At 41.2% G+C, this 15,497-nt stretch carries 13 protein-coding genes; 7 read left to right on the top strand and 6 right to left on the bottom strand.

Annotated features, from left to right (window positions below; all coding sequences use genetic code 11):
• The first annotated feature begins 176 nt into the window (after positions 1–176).
• Positions 177–314: a type B 50S ribosomal protein L36 gene (gene ykgO / locus MN210_RS10535; protein WP_011961143.1), complete on the top strand. Its 138-nt coding sequence runs from the start codon at positions 177–179 to the stop codon at positions 312–314.
• 78 nt (positions 315–392) lie between these two features.
• On the opposite strand, the gene MN210_RS10530 is transcribed toward ykgO, so the two are convergent.
• The 4 genes from MN210_RS10530 to MN210_RS10515 all read right to left on the bottom strand — a co-directional run bounded on the left by MN210_RS10530 (position 393) and on the right by MN210_RS10515 (position 4,808).
• Entirely contained in the window at positions 393–875 is a 483-nt protein-coding gene (locus MN210_RS10530; protein ID WP_110816937.1) for a GAF domain-containing protein, read from the bottom strand.
• 225 nt (positions 876–1,100) lie between these two features.
• Positions 1,101–2,282: a tRNA preQ1(34) S-adenosylmethionine ribosyltransferase-isomerase QueA gene (gene queA / locus MN210_RS10525; protein WP_241878513.1), complete on the bottom strand. Its 1,182-nt coding sequence runs from the start codon at positions 2,280–2,282 to the stop codon at positions 1,101–1,103.
• Between the two features lie 166 nt (positions 2,283–2,448).
• Positions 2,449–3,561: a DNA polymerase IV gene (gene dinB, locus MN210_RS10520; RefSeq protein ID WP_241878512.1), complete on the bottom strand. Its 1,113-nt coding sequence runs from the start codon at positions 3,559–3,561 to the stop codon at positions 2,449–2,451.
• A gap of 545 nt (positions 3,562–4,106) precedes the next feature.
• Positions 4,107–4,808, bottom strand: a complete 702-nt coding sequence (locus MN210_RS10515; protein WP_015586042.1) for an IS1-like element ISPa14 family transposase — start codon at positions 4,806–4,808, stop codon at positions 4,107–4,109.
• A 167-nt stretch (positions 4,809–4,975) separates the two neighbouring features.
• Here MN210_RS10515 and MN210_RS10510 point away from each other — a divergent pair, with 167 nt between their 5' ends.
• The 4 genes from MN210_RS10510 (at position 4,976) to MN210_RS10495 (ending at position 9,966) form a co-directional block, all read left to right on the top strand.
• Entirely contained in the window at positions 4,976–5,515 is a 540-nt protein-coding gene (locus MN210_RS10510; protein WP_338412185.1) for a fimbrial protein, read from the top strand.
• A 95-nt stretch (positions 5,516–5,610) separates the two neighbouring features.
• Complete coding sequence (locus MN210_RS10505; RefSeq protein ID WP_338412184.1) at positions 5,611–6,342, top strand: fimbrial biogenesis chaperone; 732 nt, start codon at positions 5,611–5,613, stop codon at positions 6,340–6,342.
• Between the two features lie 74 nt (positions 6,343–6,416).
• Positions 6,417–8,984: a fimbria/pilus outer membrane usher protein gene (locus tag MN210_RS10500; protein ID WP_425605605.1), complete on the top strand. Its 2,568-nt coding sequence runs from the start codon at positions 6,417–6,419 to the stop codon at positions 8,982–8,984.
• Positions 8,974–9,966 (top strand): fimbrial protein, encoded by a 993-nt coding sequence (locus tag MN210_RS10495; protein ID WP_338412183.1) that lies wholly within the window; start codon positions 8,974–8,976, stop codon positions 9,964–9,966. Before MN210_RS10500 ends, MN210_RS10495 begins: the two co-directional genes overlap by 11 nt.
• A 112-nt stretch (positions 9,967–10,078) precedes the next feature.
• On the opposite strand, the gene MN210_RS10490 is transcribed toward MN210_RS10495, so the two are convergent.
• A complete protein-coding gene (locus tag MN210_RS10490; RefSeq protein ID WP_338412182.1) occupies positions 10,079–12,637 on the bottom strand; it encodes a DUF2357 domain-containing protein in 2,559 nt (852 codons plus the stop codon).
• A 31-nt stretch (positions 12,638–12,668) separates the two neighbouring features.
• Positions 12,669–14,663: an MrcB family domain-containing protein gene (locus MN210_RS10485; protein WP_338412181.1), complete on the bottom strand. Its 1,995-nt coding sequence runs from the start codon at positions 14,661–14,663 to the stop codon at positions 12,669–12,671.
• 73 nt (positions 14,664–14,736) lie between these two features.
• Here MN210_RS10485 and MN210_RS10480 point away from each other — a divergent pair, with 73 nt between their 5' ends.
• Both MN210_RS10480 and tnpB read left to right on the top strand, forming a co-directional pair.
• Positions 14,737–15,132, top strand: coding sequence for a transposase (locus tag MN210_RS10480; protein WP_338412180.1), 396 nt, complete (start codon positions 14,737–14,739; stop codon positions 15,130–15,132).
• Positions 15,129–15,473 carry an IS66 family insertion sequence element accessory protein TnpB gene (tnpB, locus tag MN210_RS10475; RefSeq protein WP_115342999.1) on the top strand — a complete coding sequence of 115 codons (345 nt, stop codon included), beginning with the start codon at positions 15,129–15,131 and terminating at the stop codon, positions 15,471–15,473. The genes MN210_RS10480 and tnpB overlap by 4 nt, the downstream gene beginning before the upstream one ends.
• Positions 15,474–15,497: the final 24 nt, after the last annotated feature.

The raw sequence follows: 15,497 nt of genomic DNA, 5'->3' as shown, positions 1-15,497 counted from the left end.
GCATTTTTATGTCTGTAGAGAGGAGGAGCAATACAAAAAAAAGGGTGGCTTTCATACTAACTGGGAATTTTCCTTTGCTATCTTTAATGTTATGTTATAACATAATTGTATAAGGTCGATTTGTTTAACCTATTTAACCTATTTATCTATTTAAAACTGTCTAAAAGGATTCTGCCATGCAAGTCTTAAGCTCACTAAAATCTGCCAAAAACCGTCATCCTGATTGCCAAGTGGTGCGTCGTCGTGGACGGGTGTTTGTGATTAATAAAACAGATGGCCGCTTTAAAGCGGTTCAAGGCAAAAAAAAGAAATGACAAGTCGGCTTTATATGACATAAAAAAAATAGGGTCAGCACTATCGGTGCCGACCCTATACTATTGCCGACCCACATACTATTTTAGTAGGTCAACCAATTGCTGAAGATACTCTCCATCGACCTCATCAAAGGTGGCTAACGTATCTGAATCAATATCTAATACTGCGATAATCTCACCCGCCTCATCTGTTATCGGTACCACAATCTCCGACTGTGATAGGGAGGAGCAGGCGATGTGATTGGGATGCGCATTGACATCATCGACAATTTGAGTGGTACCCGTCGCCCAGACCTCACCACATACGCCCTTACCATGCGGGATACGGGTGCAAGCCAGCGGACCTTGAAACGGACCAAGAATGAGCTGATTGGCACTGCTATCGACCCGATAAAATCCAATCCAAAACCAGTTAAAGGTGTCTTTTAACAACGCCGTTAGATTGGCCATATTGGCAATCAAATCACTTTCACTGCTGACAATGGCTTCAGCTTGTTTTAATAATAATTGATACTTTTCGGCTTTGTTGGTATTGGGATCAATGGGGTTTATTGCTTGCATAGTATTCTCTTATCTATTTTATTATTGATGCTCATTATTAACTAAACTTACGCATAACCAGATGATATGGCGGCTGGTGATCATTTTAAATCGTCTGAGGATAAAGCCAGTCAATACAAAAATAATCACCAGCCATTTGTAACGTTCAGAATCTTTTATTTGTGTAAATTAAGGTGTTGATGCTTATTATTGATACTAATGACTTATTTTATGACTGACGGCTTATCACAGGTTACGTTCAAGTAGCATGGCATCACCATAGCTAAAGAAGCGGTATTTTTGGGCAACCGCATGCTCATAAGCCTGCTCGATAGGGGCTTTGCCGGCAAAAGCGGAAACCAGCATGAGTAACGTTGATTTTGGCAGATGAAAATTGGTTAGCAGTTTATCAATCACCCCAAACCTAAAACCTGGATAGATAAAGATATCAGTGTCACCAGACCACGTGGAGATATGGCCGTGCTCGTCGGCAGTCTTTTGGTAAGCGGTCTCTAGCACACGAGTCACTGTGGTACCAATGGCGATTACTTTATTACCGTTTTTATGGGTCTGATTAATGAGATCCGCGGTGGCCTGCGGCAAATTGGCATACTCGCTGTGCATGGTGTGATTGAGTAAATTATCGGTCTTCACTGGTGCAAAGGTGCCAGCGCCCACATGTAAGGTGACGTAAGCGGTGTTAATGCCTTTATCGGCCAGCTGCTTGAGTACTTTATCATCAAAGTGTAGGCTTGCGGTGGGGGCAGCCACGCTGGCAAGCTTGGTCGGGTCATGAAATACGGTTTGATACCGCACATTGTCAGTTTCATCGGCATGACGTTCAAAATATGGTGGAATTGGCAATTCACCATACTGCTCTAAATCTGGCAGGATAGGGTTTTTAAAGCTTAAAATAAATAGGTTTTCATGACGGCCAATCATCACACATTCGATATTACCATCGCCTAATAATAGCGTCTGCCCCATTTTCGGCGCTTTGCTGGCACGCACATGACACAGTGCGACATTATCATGAATATCGCCATCTGCTTCGGTGTAATCGCTATCGTCCGTCAGTCTTTCAACCAAAACTTCTACTTTGCCACCGGTGTCTTTTTGCCCAAATAAGCGTGCTTTCATCACCTTGGTGTCGTTAAACACAATCAAGTCACCTGCCTCTAAAAGGTCAGGCAAGTCAGCGAAGTTTTTGTCCTGAATATCAAAAGTACCGTCCGTTTGCGCCGTATTAGAAGCGGGCAAATACATCAAGCGTGACGCACTGCGCTCAGCCAGTGGATAACGGGCGATATACTCATCAGGCAGGTCATAATCGTAATCAGCAACACTGAGATAGCCTTGTGTTTCGGCGTTGTCAGTAGGCATATTGCTTGAGCTGTCATGTTGGTTTTGAGAGAGAGGCTGAGTCATAAGTTGTCTTTAATCGGGTCAATATAAAAGTGGGGTGTGCCGCAAGCCAAGGCTGTGCGCAATGCGGAGTAGTTTAACAGAAATAACTGTTTTTTGAGTTGAGTTTTGGGTCAGTTAAGTTGCTATGAGTGCTTAACAGGGGATTTTATGGACTAAAGAGCCTTTGTTATAAACCAAACAGATCAGGCTGCGTGTTTAAGTCATCTAAGCTTGTGAGGTTTGAGTAGGTGACCCCGACCAAGCGAATGGGCAGATGGCGCGGGACATCGGCGAACAGCTTTTGTAACCAATAATGCGCCGACTCAGCAGAAGGGAACGGCGTGTTCAAAGTGTGTGAGCGGGTGATTTGAGTGAAGTCAGCATACTTTATCTTAAGGGTAATGGTGTGGCCCAGACGCCCCTTTTTGGACAGTTGCTCAAAGGCATCGGCATTTTGTTCAAAGATTTGTACCAGTAAGTTGTCTGTGTCACGTAGGTTATCGCGAAAGGTGGTCTCTGAGCCCACTGACTTGTGTTTGCGTTCTGCTTTAACAGGTCTATTATCGTTACCGTGAGCAATCTCGGAATAAAAGCGGCCACGCTTGCCAAACTCATACTCTAAAGTGTCCACTGGCGCTGCGCGCAAATCAGCGCCGGTATATATGCCCATTTCATGCAGGCGCTTGGCGGTGGCTTTGCCGATACCATGAAACCGCTCAATCGGCAGTGTGGCAATAAAGGCATCGGCCTGATCGGGTGTGATGACCGCAATGCCATTGGGCTTATTAATATCCGAGGCAATCTTGGCGAGCATTTTGTTAAAAGACACACCGGCTGAAGCGCGCAGCTGGGTCTGCTCATAAATCTGTGCTCGCAGCCAATTGGCCATCAAGGTCGCCGAACCGTGATGTGCCTTAATCCCGGTCACATCAAGATACGCTTCATCAAGTGATAAGGGCTCGACCAAGTCGGTTAGGCTGAGCATAATGTCGCGGATCTGTTGGCTGACCTGACGATACACCTCAAAGCGGGGACGCACGAATATGGCCTCAGGGCAGCGCCGCTTAGCTTCATAGCAAGACATGGCCGAGCGCACCCCGAATTTGCGAATCTCATAACTGGCAGCGGCCACCACACCGCGGCCGCTGGGGTCACCGCCAACCACCAACGGCCTTCCGCGCAGCTGTGGGTTATCACGCTGCTCAACACTGGCATAAAACGCATCCATGTCGAGGTGAATGATCTTGCGCTGCGGCTGGGTGTCTTGGATTAGGCTTTTGATGTCATTAGAGGTTGTCATTGTCTCAGAGCTTTTATCAAAGATTAGCAATCTGGATATAAGACTTACTAGCTATTATAAGGTAATAATGAAGAGACCGACAGGTTGACTGGGCTTGAGCCTTTATTAATAAATATTTGTAATTTTACAATATTGTTATAGATTTATTTAATAGGAAGATTTATAATTTTTTCTGTCCACCATAGAACATTCCACCATAGAACATTCCACCATAGAACATTCATATTAGCAATTCCTCTAGATTTGTAATAGAGGTTCATTTTTAGACAGCATAGACAATTCCAAATAAGTTTTCACCAGAAATAATCACTCTTAGATAAATTAGTTACATCCGAAGTTAGTAATTATTTAATTGGTGTAAATAAACCTGCAATATGTCATTAAACTTCAAAAAATAGTATCTATTAAATAACAAGCGCTAACCGCCTATAAGGTTCATTGGTTATGAATCTTATAGGCGGTGGCTCGATTGACCCTAATTTTCAGGAGAGTGTAAGACCGTAGCCCATAAAATCTTAGGTGGTGTTTCAAAAAGTATGCTGACATTAAATGAAGCCATTATTGATGTAAAAAAAGGTTAAGTCGAAAGCTTTAAAATGGTTTTCAATCTTTTTTGAAAAATTACAACTCCTTCTAAAACCGCGCCTAATTCGATGCCTTATTTTGCAATTATTACCTTCAATACCTACAGTAAAAAATTTACCAATACTTTGCTTGCAGTTTTTAAAAGCAGTTATGAAACTGTCCCAATGATCACTTGCAATTCGGGTGTAGTGAATACCTAATTGTTTAAGCTTTGCCTTCAATCGTTGAACTGTAGCTAAGTCTCTTTTACCCCAAACATAAGCAACAATCTCACCTGTTTCTCGATGGTAGGCGTAAATAAGCCATTGTTTATTATTTTTATTTCCCACAAAAGTCCAAAACTCATCAACTTCAAGAGACTCATAATGACTTTGTTTAGGCTGAATTTGGTAGGTCGATTCGGTTAAAGTACGTAAAACTTTACCGATACTGATTCGCTCAACTTCAGCGATATCTCGTATACCACTACCTCTGACCATCAACTGTAATATTTTTCGAGTAATGCCTGAATGACATCCTAGATAGCTCAGAGCATGGTCACCAATAAACTGACGTTTACAGTCTTTGCACTGATAGTTTTGTTTCCCATCTACTTTGATGCCATTTTTCTTTATACTGTCACTGAGGCAGGTTGGACATTTGATTTCTAGAGTTATTCGCATTTCTCTATTTTATCAAAATTCAACCTGCTTTGTTTCAGCATACTTTTTGAAACACCACCAAATCTTAAATATTGACCCGTTACATATAAACCTATTTACATATAAACCTATGTGTTTTTATAAAAAATACATAAATTATTTTTTAAACCTTAAAGGTAATAAATATCATGAAAAAAATTATTTTAGCTACTTCAGCATTAGTTCTAGGTTCTGTAGCTGCACACGCTGCAGACGGTACAGTAACCATTAACGGTGTGGTAACAGATCAAACTTGTAAGGTAACCAGTGGTAGCAAGGATATCAGGGTTACTCTACCAACTGTTGGCGTAAATTCTTTAGCAACTGCAGGCACTACTGCTGGTCGTACTCCGTTCACTATTAATCTAGAAAACTGTAAAGCGGGTAATGTATCAGTATTCTTTGAAACTGGTGGTAATGTAGATGCGGCTACTGGCAACTTAAATAATGCAACTGGTACTGCTAAGAATGTACAAGTTCAACTGCTAAGTGATAAATCAATAGTTATCCCAGTGCTGGCTAATGCCGCTCAGTCTCCAGTTACTACAAGAGCAGCAGTGGTAGGTGCTACTGAGACAGGAACTACAGGTACAGCTGCACTTAACTACTATGCTCAGTATTTAGCAACAGGTGCAGCAACGCCAGGTACAGTAGCTACTTCGGTTCAATACACAGTTAATTATCAGTAATTAACAAATTATAGAATTGTATTTATTAGAAGTAAGAAGGCTAGGATGTCATCATCATAGCTTTCTTTTATAGTTCTCACGTAGGAAGTGATATTATGAGGTTCAATAAACAGTTACTTAAAGCCGGTCTCATGGTTTTATTAATCCCCTTCACAGCGGCTAATGCACAGATTATCTTGCATGGTACGCGTGCCATTTATCCTTCCGATGCTCGTGAGATTACGCTGCAGTTGAGTAATGACGGTGATAAACCCTCACTAGTACAAGCTTGGATTGATGAAGGTAATCCAGATACAACGCCTGATAAATCAAAAGCACCTTTCGTTATTACGCCTCCCATAACTCGTGTTGAAGCAGGAGAAGGTCAAGCCTTACGTATTAGTAAGCTGCTAACTACCGAAAGCTTAAGTAAAGACCGAGAAACCTTATTTTGGCTTAATGTATTAGATATTCCCCCTAAGCCTGCGAAAAACGATAAAGCAGCACCAGAAAACTACTTACAACTGGCGATTCGCTCACGTATTAAGTTCTTTTACCGTCCCGATAGTATCAAAGCAGACAGGTCGGTGGCTCCTAAGTCGCTACGTTGGACAGCCAAAGGCAATCAGTTGACGGTGGATAACCCAACCCCTTTTTATATTACTTTAACTTCTATTGTGCAACAGCAAAAAGATAGTGAACAAGTAGTTGTTTTATCCGATGGCATCATGCTGGCTCCTTTCTCTGAGCAAAAAATTAGTGTGAATGGCTCTAGCATTAATATCAAAGACATCAAGTTCACCACCATCAATGACTACGGTGGTCGTGTAGAAAGTACAGTTGAGTAAATGGTATTTGCTAAAAGGAGAGGCTAAAAGCTTTCAAAAAACAAATGAGTTAATCAAAATTAGATGGTAGAGCTATGAGTAAACTGCTGATGATAACTAAAAGTATGGCACGTAGTTTTGACTATCCTCTTATTTTTGGTGTGATAACTCTGAGCTTGTCAGGTGTCATCAATGCTCAAGATTTGGGACAAGAGAAAGCCTATTCGATTGGCATGGATGCTGATTTTGACTCTAGTTTTCTTATTGGTGATGCCAAAAAAATCGATATAACAAAGTTTGCTAATGGCAATCCAATTTTGCCAGGTGAGTACAATTTAGATGTTTATATTAATGGCACTTGGTACGGTAAACGTCAGATTGAGTTTAAAGCAACTGCTGATAACAGCCCTGCCAGTACCTGCTTTACGGCTAAGCAGCTGCTTGAGTACGGGGTTAAAGCTCAAGTAATAAAAGAGCAATTGCAGCTGGCATCAGATAATTGTGAGGTATTAGGCTCCTGGATCGAAGGTGCCTTTTATAAGTTTGATAGTTCAAGATTGCGCTTAGACCTCTCCATACCTCAAGTTTCTATGCAGCAAAATGCACGAGGCTATATTGATCCTAGCGTTTGGGATAGGGGTATCAATGCTGCATTTGCTTCTTATAATGCCAATGCTTATAAGACTTTCAATAGTGAAAAAGGTGCAGATAGAACAAACGCCTTTTTGTCCTTAAATGCTGGAGCTAATCTTGCCAGCTGGCAACTGCGTCATAATGGTCAATGGAATTGGTCTGACGGTTATGAAAACGAAAAGTCAGAATCAGACTATACTGCGGTAAACACCTATCTTCAACGTGCTTTTCCTCAATACAGAGGGGTATTGACGCTAGGAGATAGTTTTAGTGATGGCAATATATTTGACTCATTTGGCTACCGCGGTATTGAATTTGCCACCGATGATCGAATGTTACCCAATAGTTTGGCAGGATATGCTCCACGTATTCGTGGTAATGCTAAAACCAATGCCAAGGTTGAAGTAAGGCAGCAAGGTCAGCTGATTTACCAAACTACAGTTGCCGCTGGTGGTTTTGAGATTAATGATTTATATCCTACCGGGTTTGGTGGTGAACTTGAAGTTTCTGTTATTGAAGCCAATGGTGAAATACAGAAGTTTTCTATCCCCTATGCTTCAGTTGCAGAAATGCTACGTCCTGGCCTAAGTCGTTATTCCCTGATGCTAGGTAAATATCGGGACAGTAATATGGATAAGGACCCTGTTGTTTTTCAAGGACAATATCGACGCGGTGTGAATAACTTTGTGACAGCATATGGGGGTATACAAGCCTCTGAGAGTTATAAAGCGGCTACATTAGGTACTGCTGTGGCCACACCGATCGGAGCAGTATCATTAGATATCACCCATTCTGATACAGATTTTGAAAATCGTAACTCAGAATCGGGTCAAAGTTATCGTCTAAGCTACAGTAAGCTAATTAGTCCTACTAATACCAATGTAACCTTGGCAGCCTATCGATATTCTACTGAAGGCTTTTATAAGCTACGTGATGGTCTTATGGCACAAGAGCAAGACGAACAAGGTATTGGCTCTGCTTATATTGGTAAACAGCGTAGTGAGTTTCAGGTTACTTTAAACCAAGGTCTACCCAATCAGTGGGGTAACTTCTATTTAACCGGTTCTTGGACAGACTACTGGCATGATCAGCAAGATACCAAGAGTTATCAGGTAGGCTATAACAATAGCTATCGTGGGGTTAATTATGGTTTGTCTGCAAATAAAAGAGTTGTAGAAAGTCAAACAACCGGTAGGCGAGAAGACGACACTGAGTATATGCTGACCTTATCCTTACCGCTATTCACAGGAAAAAATCCTGCTAACTTAAACTCTTATACCACCACAGATAGAGCCACAGTGGGTGTAACGGGAGCTGTTGGTGATCGTTTCAATTATGGAACAACCTTAGCTACAGAGTATGGCGAGAACCCAAGCCTAAGCACTAATGCTGAGTATAAAACCAATGCTGCAACCTTAGGGGGAACATATAGTGTCTCAGAGGATTATCAGCAGGTTGGACTATCAGCACGTGGTAATGTAGTGGCACACTCAGAGGGTGTTGTGTTTGGTGCTGAGCAGGGTCAGACTATGGTTTTGGTTTATGCCCCTGATGCACAGGGCGCTAAAGTGAATAATACCGCTGGTCTAACTATCAATAAGTCAGGTTATGCAGTTATTCCTTATGTAACCCCTTATCGTATTAATGATATTAGCCTTGATCCAAAGGGGATGTCTTTGGATGCAGAGCTTGATAGTACCAGTCAGCGTATCGCTCCTTATGCCGGATCCATTTCTAAAGTAAGCTTCTCGACTACGGCTGGCAAGGCTATTTATATCCATGGAGTAAACTTAAAAGGTGAACCCTTACCTTTTGGGGCAGACGTCTATGATTCTAAGGGCGAGCATGTTGGAATGATTGCACAGGGCAGTTTGGCTTATATTCGAACCCATAACTTATTCGATACAATTACGGTAAAATGGGGTGCGGATTCATCAGAGCAATGTCAGATTGAGTATGATATTAGAAAAGAATCGAATGATAGTAATAAAAATATGATGATGCTTGAGGGATTGTGCCATGAGCTATAAATATCTACAAGCTATGTTGCTGCTCATGGGGTTAGGGTTTGGCTCCGAGGCTTATGCGAAGTGTAGTTTAAGTAAGCCATTTGAAACAGTAAAAATAAATATGAGCATTGGTAAAGTTGTTATTAGGCCAAGTGATACTGTGGGTACAGTGCTATATAAAAAACAAATCCCTATCCCTGATAATAGATCGTCAACGGTGTCTTGTGATGGAAACAGTCCTGGAAAGTTGATAGCAGAACTGGTTGGTAACCCACAGTTAGCGATGCAGCCCAATATTTATAGAACCAATATCCCAGGTATTGGGATTCGCTTGTATAGAACAGTTAAAGGTAACTCTACTTTTTCAGGCTACTATCCTTATACAAGACAATTAGACGCTAATAATAATTATTATATTGGGGCAGGTGAGTTTGTCATTGAAATTATAAAAACAGCGATGACAACTGGAACAGGTAGTTTGGCACAAGGTCTATATAGTACTTACTACTTAGACACTGATGCTACCATACCTTTATTAACAAGCTCGGTAATAGGGGAGACCATTACTATTACATCTTCCTCCTGTGAGATTGTAGGCAATAAGGATAGAGTGGTACAGTTGCCAACCATTAATAAGTCAGGTTTTAAAGGGGTAGGTTCAACTCAAGGAACTCAACCTTTTGATATGAATATTAAGTGCGTGGGTGGCAAAAATGCTTCAGATACGATTAGTCTAAGTTTTGATTACGATGTTGCTACCGGTACAAATAATGTATTGAAAAACTTGTCACCAGATAATGTAAAAGCAAAAGGAGTAGGTACTCAGCTACTATCGAATAATAAGCCTATTGTGGACCAAGGAACAGTTATACTTGGAAGCTTAGGTTCAGAACAGCAAGTTACCTATAATGTGCCCTTAGAAGCCAGATACTATCAAACAGAAGCGACAGTTACTGCAGGTGAAGTAAAGTCTATGGCCACTGTGACTATTGAGTATGATTAGCAATCGCTAAATGCATTAAAAGAAAATTGTTAATAGAAGAGGGCTGAGCTTTAAGGTTCAGCTTTTTTTTATTTTGGCTCCTTTGTGCCAAACCTAGCATAAAAAATAGTATCTACGATTTAGCCAATGCTTTTTGGTATACCTGTTTTAGCTGGCTAAAGTGACTAATCTGCTCAAGACTTGCTAGTGTCGTGAGGCTCATTGAAGCCATGAATGATACTTGGGAAATACCTTTTATGGGATTAATTAATGTAAGCGGTTGACCAAGCTCAAATAAGTAATATAGCTTAGTGCTTCTACTAGAGGAGCCTGCTTGTTCAATGGTTATCTCATTTCTAGGAAGCAGTCGAACATTTTTGATCGGCCATAGCTTATTGATCTCTTTATTATCATCACGGCCTGAATCGGTAGCTAACGCTAAATAACTTAATTCATTAATGACATGACGCTGATATTTACGTAAAAAAGTGCTTTCAGGAATATGGTACCAACGAGCAAGGCCCTGCTCGAATTTCTGAAAATAGCTTTCAGTTCGTCCCTCTTTATTTCCTAAAGCAACGGTTAGGGTTAAATCGGGATAGAGAATTTGACTCATGCCACTATAAGGAATTCGGGCAGGTTCTTGAACATATAGCCGCTCGGCAATATGATTGACACGACTGGTATAGTCAACCTCATCTGATAATGACAGTTGTGTAGGTAAGCCTTCATCAGACCTGCCAATCTGTTGGATTAAAAATTCAGATAGCCAGTGATGACCCTGATGGGAAGTGGTCAATTCACCAGCTTTAGTATTATCATTAGAAGAAGTTAAATTTGGTAGTAGAGCAAAAGCGCCAATACCTACCTCATCGATTTCGTTCTGATAAGGGTTTTTCATGTTAGCTTGGTCAAAATAACCAGGGTAGAGTGCAAACGCACCAACTACCGGACGACTTTTTCGTATATTATTAATTTGCTCATTTGAGTTTCTATCATCTGTGATGATTCGAATAAGGGCATCTCGATAACGGTGCATTTGATTAATGGCATCATCGGGTACATAGTCTTTATGTTCTACATCAGGCTCAATATCGAAGCTATTTTGAGGGGTCTTAATACGATACTTGGCATCAAATATCCAGATGAAGCTTTGTGTATTCTTAGCTTCTGCAGCTTTAGTCTTTTCAGATATCGGTAGAGTTACTTCAAGTACGATATCTGGTCGCTGAGTAGTCAAATAAGAACGAATCTTCGCTCCCTTTTTTCCAAAGTTTGGCTCGTGGGCCAACCGCGCAGTAACGCCATCATCACGTTTGAACGTAATAGCTCCTGCAAACCCATCTTTTAATTGATACTCGAAAAAGCTATTTAGGGTCAGGTTAGGCTTTGTTAGGCTTACTTCCTGAAAACCCAATTCATCAGTTAAGATGTTCCTTAACATCAAAAAGCACCAGATTTCGTAGATTTCAGCAACAGACTTCATAGAGATACTGGTTTGATTGTCAAACACATCTAGATAAAATTTTAGATCCTGCCATATGCGGTATACCAAGCTATAGCCTGATTTTTGTTGTAATACTAAAGACTCATGGCTTAGTCCTTGATAGTGACCAACTTCTTGCATGAAACGATGTTTAAGCGTTTTTTGTAGCGGCCGTTGCCAGCTATGCAGCTCTGTCAAAAAAGCATCAGACAAGCGTTGATTATCAGGGGCAGCATTAGCTGCTCTTAATTTCTGCTCAAAGCCAGATAGTCTTTTTATAGTACTGTTGACCACCATCTTAATAAATCGGTTTTCAGGCGTATCCACACTAAGTTGCTGTTTGACCACAGGATAGCTTTTATCATGGCGGCCATTATTAAAGTCTTCTTTAATCTTAGTACCTAAGTGGTGTGGTATTTTTCCTTTTAGTCGAGCGGCTTTGTTATATGAAAGGTGAGGCTGTAGTCGACTATGCGGTGCTTGGCTAATAACTTTTAAACCATACTCGAGCTGATCACGCATTTGAGTAAAGTTGGCAAGCCACAATAGGGGGAAATAATTGCGTTGTTGTCCTTTTCCTGCTTCTTGCTCAGTTGGAGCAACTAAACTAAAGCGCCAGAGTGGAAAAGTACGGTCAATGGTGTGATACATCGCTGGCAAGTCGTCATGCAAGCTCATTTTGGTTGGTAATACCTCAAAAGCAATCTTGCTGTGATATGTTTGATACTCGGTAATATATTCCAACGGTAGGCGCATCCAGCCCAAGTGATTGGCAGTATTTACACTACCTGTCAAACGTGCGGGGAGTGAGCGATGTGCTTCAGCAAAACGAAAGCCTTCATTAATCAGATGGCTGCGATGAGTTAAATACGCATTATTGACGGATATAGGAGAGGTGTCTGTAAAAAATAGCCATTCAAATTGATATTGAATGTTTTCAAAGAATACAGGCTCATTTAGCCGTATTTTAGTTTCGGCAGCTGACTGCAGAATATCCTTGTCTGCTTCTAATGGCTCACCCATAAAGCTCACACTAATATCTAATATGGGCGGTGAGACACGGAGCGTAGGCCTGTGAGTTTGCTCAGTGCTGAGCGCTTGGCGCTTACGCATTGTATGGTCGTAAATCGCTTGGCGTTTACTGATATCTTTACACCAAATTGATAATTCAAAATGTGGTGTCTGAATATGTAATAACTCTGGCATAATCTGCGCTCCATCAGCCTAGTTGAATGACTTAAGGCCAGAAGCTAGTAAAGCCTGAGCGTTGTAATCGTTGCTGCATCCATTCGAGTTTAGCTTTACTACGACAGGCAATACCAATTCGGGTATCACTTTGAGTATCACTAACTGCTTGTCGATATAAGTCTGGGCGAGCTTCAGGTTGATCCCATATTTCGCTCAATGATCTTTTTAGAACTGTTGAAAGTTCAGTCAGTAAGGTATCTGATAAAATGCCATCTGCACTCAATTGGTTTGAGTCGTTAGACTGCTGGATCAGCATAAGTTTATCGTGATCACCATCAATACGAGGCAATACTTTACACATTAAGAAATCATCCCAGACGGCTTGTAATTCAACATCGCTAGTAGGGTTGGTGCTAATTACTGATAATAGCAACTCATTCAACGCTCTAAATGCCAGTTTAAAAGGCGTGTTATCTAGAACATGGTTTACTGATTTTAAAAAGGCGATACTTTTTTGACCTGTACTATCTATGGTAGGTAGGTCACTGGGGCTAGCGTGAGAATAAATGGGATAGCTTAGTGTTTTGTGTTGTACGACTGGATTAAAAAAATGATCAAAATCATTAGGGAAGAAGTCACCAAAATCAAAGCTTAATGCGCGGTCAATAACCTTGCGTGAAAAGCCATGAGTGGTTTCATCCATATTAACGGTGCCTGCCACAATAAGGTTAAAGGGCAGGCTCATACCATGCTGACAGAATAACGCCCAGACTTCATCATAAATACCGTCCTCAAAGCCTAATTCTTGGCGTAATTCTGTTATGTTGGCGACTTGGTTAAACACTGTGGGTTTTAGAATAGCATCACAACGGTAATCAAACTCATCGTCTGTCCACTGCCATTCACGGGTCTCTAAAATAGATAAATAATCAGCAAAATACTGTTCGACAGGGGCTAGATTCATCTCGTCTAAACATAGCCAGTAGGGGCGTATTTGCTCTAATTCTTCTTTATTACCTAGCACACTAAGTCTATTATCCTGATCCACAACGATATCAAGGTCAGCGTCAATAATGGCACGCCACGCTTTAGCAATAAACTTCAAAACATCGGTAGTTACGTACTGAGCATGACCACTTAAGCGTGAGATATAACCCAATAAATCACTCGGCTCATGCCAATCTGGCCGTACTGAAGTTAGGCAATAGGTCTCACTTAGGCTGCCCGTCACCTTAGCTTGCTCGCGAACGAATCTTGTTTTCCCTGTGCCAGATATACCAGCTAGGAGTAGAAATGGTTTGGAGAGTTGGGTTAGATTGTTAAAACTTATATTTTTATAATTCTTAGGTGTTTCTTTTATAGCAGGCTGCTCTGAAGAGTCAAAATCAAGGCTTTCTATATACTGATAGATAGTCTCTATTTCTTGATAAAAGCCGAGTAGCTCTGACAAATCATTTTTTAGCTTATCCTCACTAAGTTCAGTATGAGCATCGTAGTACTTAGCAATAATATTATAGCTTTCATATGATTTACCTAGAGAGGTTGTAGCACGTAAATCTATGGTTTGTTGGCCCCAATTACTTAACTGAGGTAAGTGAGCTAAGACATATTGTTTTATATAGTTGGCACGATGTTCGGCTTTAGCCTTACCTAAGGTCTGGGTTGGTACTGTCGTACCTTGATTTAGTGATAGGTAAAATCCAGATCCATCTGCACGGAAAAGATAAACAGGATAAATGCCGTCCTGGGTGCTATCTGTCAGATTAGGGTTTAAGATTGATATCCAAGGAATATTAGCCCAGTTTCCTGCACCGACACTTGCTTTCACTAAGTAAGATGGGTTGAACATATGTACAAGTGAAGCAACACTATTTTGTACTTCATTTCTAAAAAACTGAGCTAAATTGTGACCAGAAAATGGTTCTTGAGTTGCTTGCACCCAGTTAGAAGTAAAATAAGTAAGCTGTTGGGCAAGCGTATTTTGCGTCATTGTGCACTTCATCCAAAATATAAGTTTAACGAGGCGAGAAAATAATGTAAGCATCCGACCATCCCATCTTTTTTTCTATTAAAAAATGCGAGATAGTGTCCACGAACAAATAATCGTGGACACTAACATGACAACACAACCCCCTAATAAGCCCAAACGCAGAACTTACAGCGGCGAGTTTAAAGCACTTTTAGTAAAAGAAGCGACAGACTCAGATCGATCAATTGCCAGTATCGCTCGAGAGCATGGCATTAACCAAAACCTTCTGCATAACTGGAAACGCCAGTATCAGCGGGCACATGCTCAAGCTGACACATTACCTGGTACTATAAACAGTCCTCATGATCCAAACCCGCACTTTATCCCAATCCATCTTGAGCCTGAAGGTGCGCATCTAGGCTCAGCCTCCGTCATAAAGAACATCAAACTGCAAATCACAGCTCGAGCATCTGGGACGATAAACCTCAACATTGCCCAAATAGACACTCAAAGCTTGATTGACCTACTACGAGGACTGCAATGATACCCATCACTCACATCTGGCTATCCACCACGCCTATGGACATGCGATGTGGTAGTGGCAAACTACTGGCCCACATCCTCACCGAACACCAAAGCATTCGCCCTCACTGTGCCTACCTGTTTTACAACAAAGCAGGCACACGCCTAAAAGTATTCATTCATGATGGGCTTGGCGTATGGCTTTGTAGCCGTCAGCTCGATGACAATAAATTTCATGGCTTAACCAAGCCGCTCACCACCACTCAAACTGGCATCAGCATCAACCGTGAACAATTTAATGCCTTAATCAGTGGACTGCCTTGGCGTAACATGGGCAAAGATAAATTAACCCCCATCCTATAAATAGCAGATGACAGGCAAATAAAA

Source organism: Psychrobacter raelei (assembly GCF_022631235.3).
GTDB lineage: Bacteria > Pseudomonadota > Gammaproteobacteria > Pseudomonadales > Moraxellaceae > Psychrobacter > Psychrobacter raelei.
This window is presented reverse-complemented; position numbering and strand designations above follow the sequence as displayed.

What these genes read in the sequence shown, in the direction of transcription:
- queA (WP_241878513.1), bottom strand. Translation starts at nt 2,282, where the DNA reads ATGACTCAGCCTCTCTCTCAAAACCAACATGACAGCTCAAGCAATATG.
- ykgO (WP_011961143.1), top strand. Translation starts at nt 177, where the DNA reads ATGCAAGTCTTAAGCTCACTAAAATCTGCCAAAAACCGTCATCCTGAT.
- MN210_RS10490 (WP_338412182.1), bottom strand. Translation starts at nt 12,637, where the DNA reads ATGCCAGAGTTATTACATATTCAGACACCACATTTTGAATTATCAATT.
- MN210_RS10480 (WP_338412180.1), top strand. Translation starts at nt 14,737, where the DNA reads ATGACAACACAACCCCCTAATAAGCCCAAACGCAGAACTTACAGCGGC.
- MN210_RS10495 (WP_338412183.1), top strand. Translation starts at nt 8,974, where the DNA reads ATGAGCTATAAATATCTACAAGCTATGTTGCTGCTCATGGGGTTAGGG.
- MN210_RS10515 (WP_015586042.1), bottom strand. Translation starts at nt 4,808, where the DNA reads ATGCGAATAACTCTAGAAATCAAATGTCCAACCTGCCTCAGTGACAGT.
- MN210_RS10510 (WP_338412185.1), top strand. Translation starts at nt 4,976, where the DNA reads ATGAAAAAAATTATTTTAGCTACTTCAGCATTAGTTCTAGGTTCTGTA.
- dinB (WP_241878512.1), bottom strand. Translation starts at nt 3,561, where the DNA reads ATGACAACCTCTAATGACATCAAAAGCCTAATCCAAGACACCCAGCCG.
- MN210_RS10500 (WP_425605605.1), top strand. Translation starts at nt 6,417, where the DNA reads ATGAGTAAACTGCTGATGATAACTAAAAGTATGGCACGTAGTTTTGAC.
- tnpB (WP_115342999.1), top strand. Translation starts at nt 15,129, where the DNA reads ATGATACCCATCACTCACATCTGGCTATCCACCACGCCTATGGACATG.
- MN210_RS10485 (WP_338412181.1), bottom strand. Translation starts at nt 14,663, where the DNA reads ATGCTTACATTATTTTCTCGCCTCGTTAAACTTATATTTTGGATGAAG.
- MN210_RS10505 (WP_338412184.1), top strand. Translation starts at nt 5,611, where the DNA reads ATGAGGTTCAATAAACAGTTACTTAAAGCCGGTCTCATGGTTTTATTA.
- MN210_RS10530 (WP_110816937.1), bottom strand. Translation starts at nt 875, where the DNA reads ATGCAAGCAATAAACCCCATTGATCCCAATACCAACAAAGCCGAAAAG.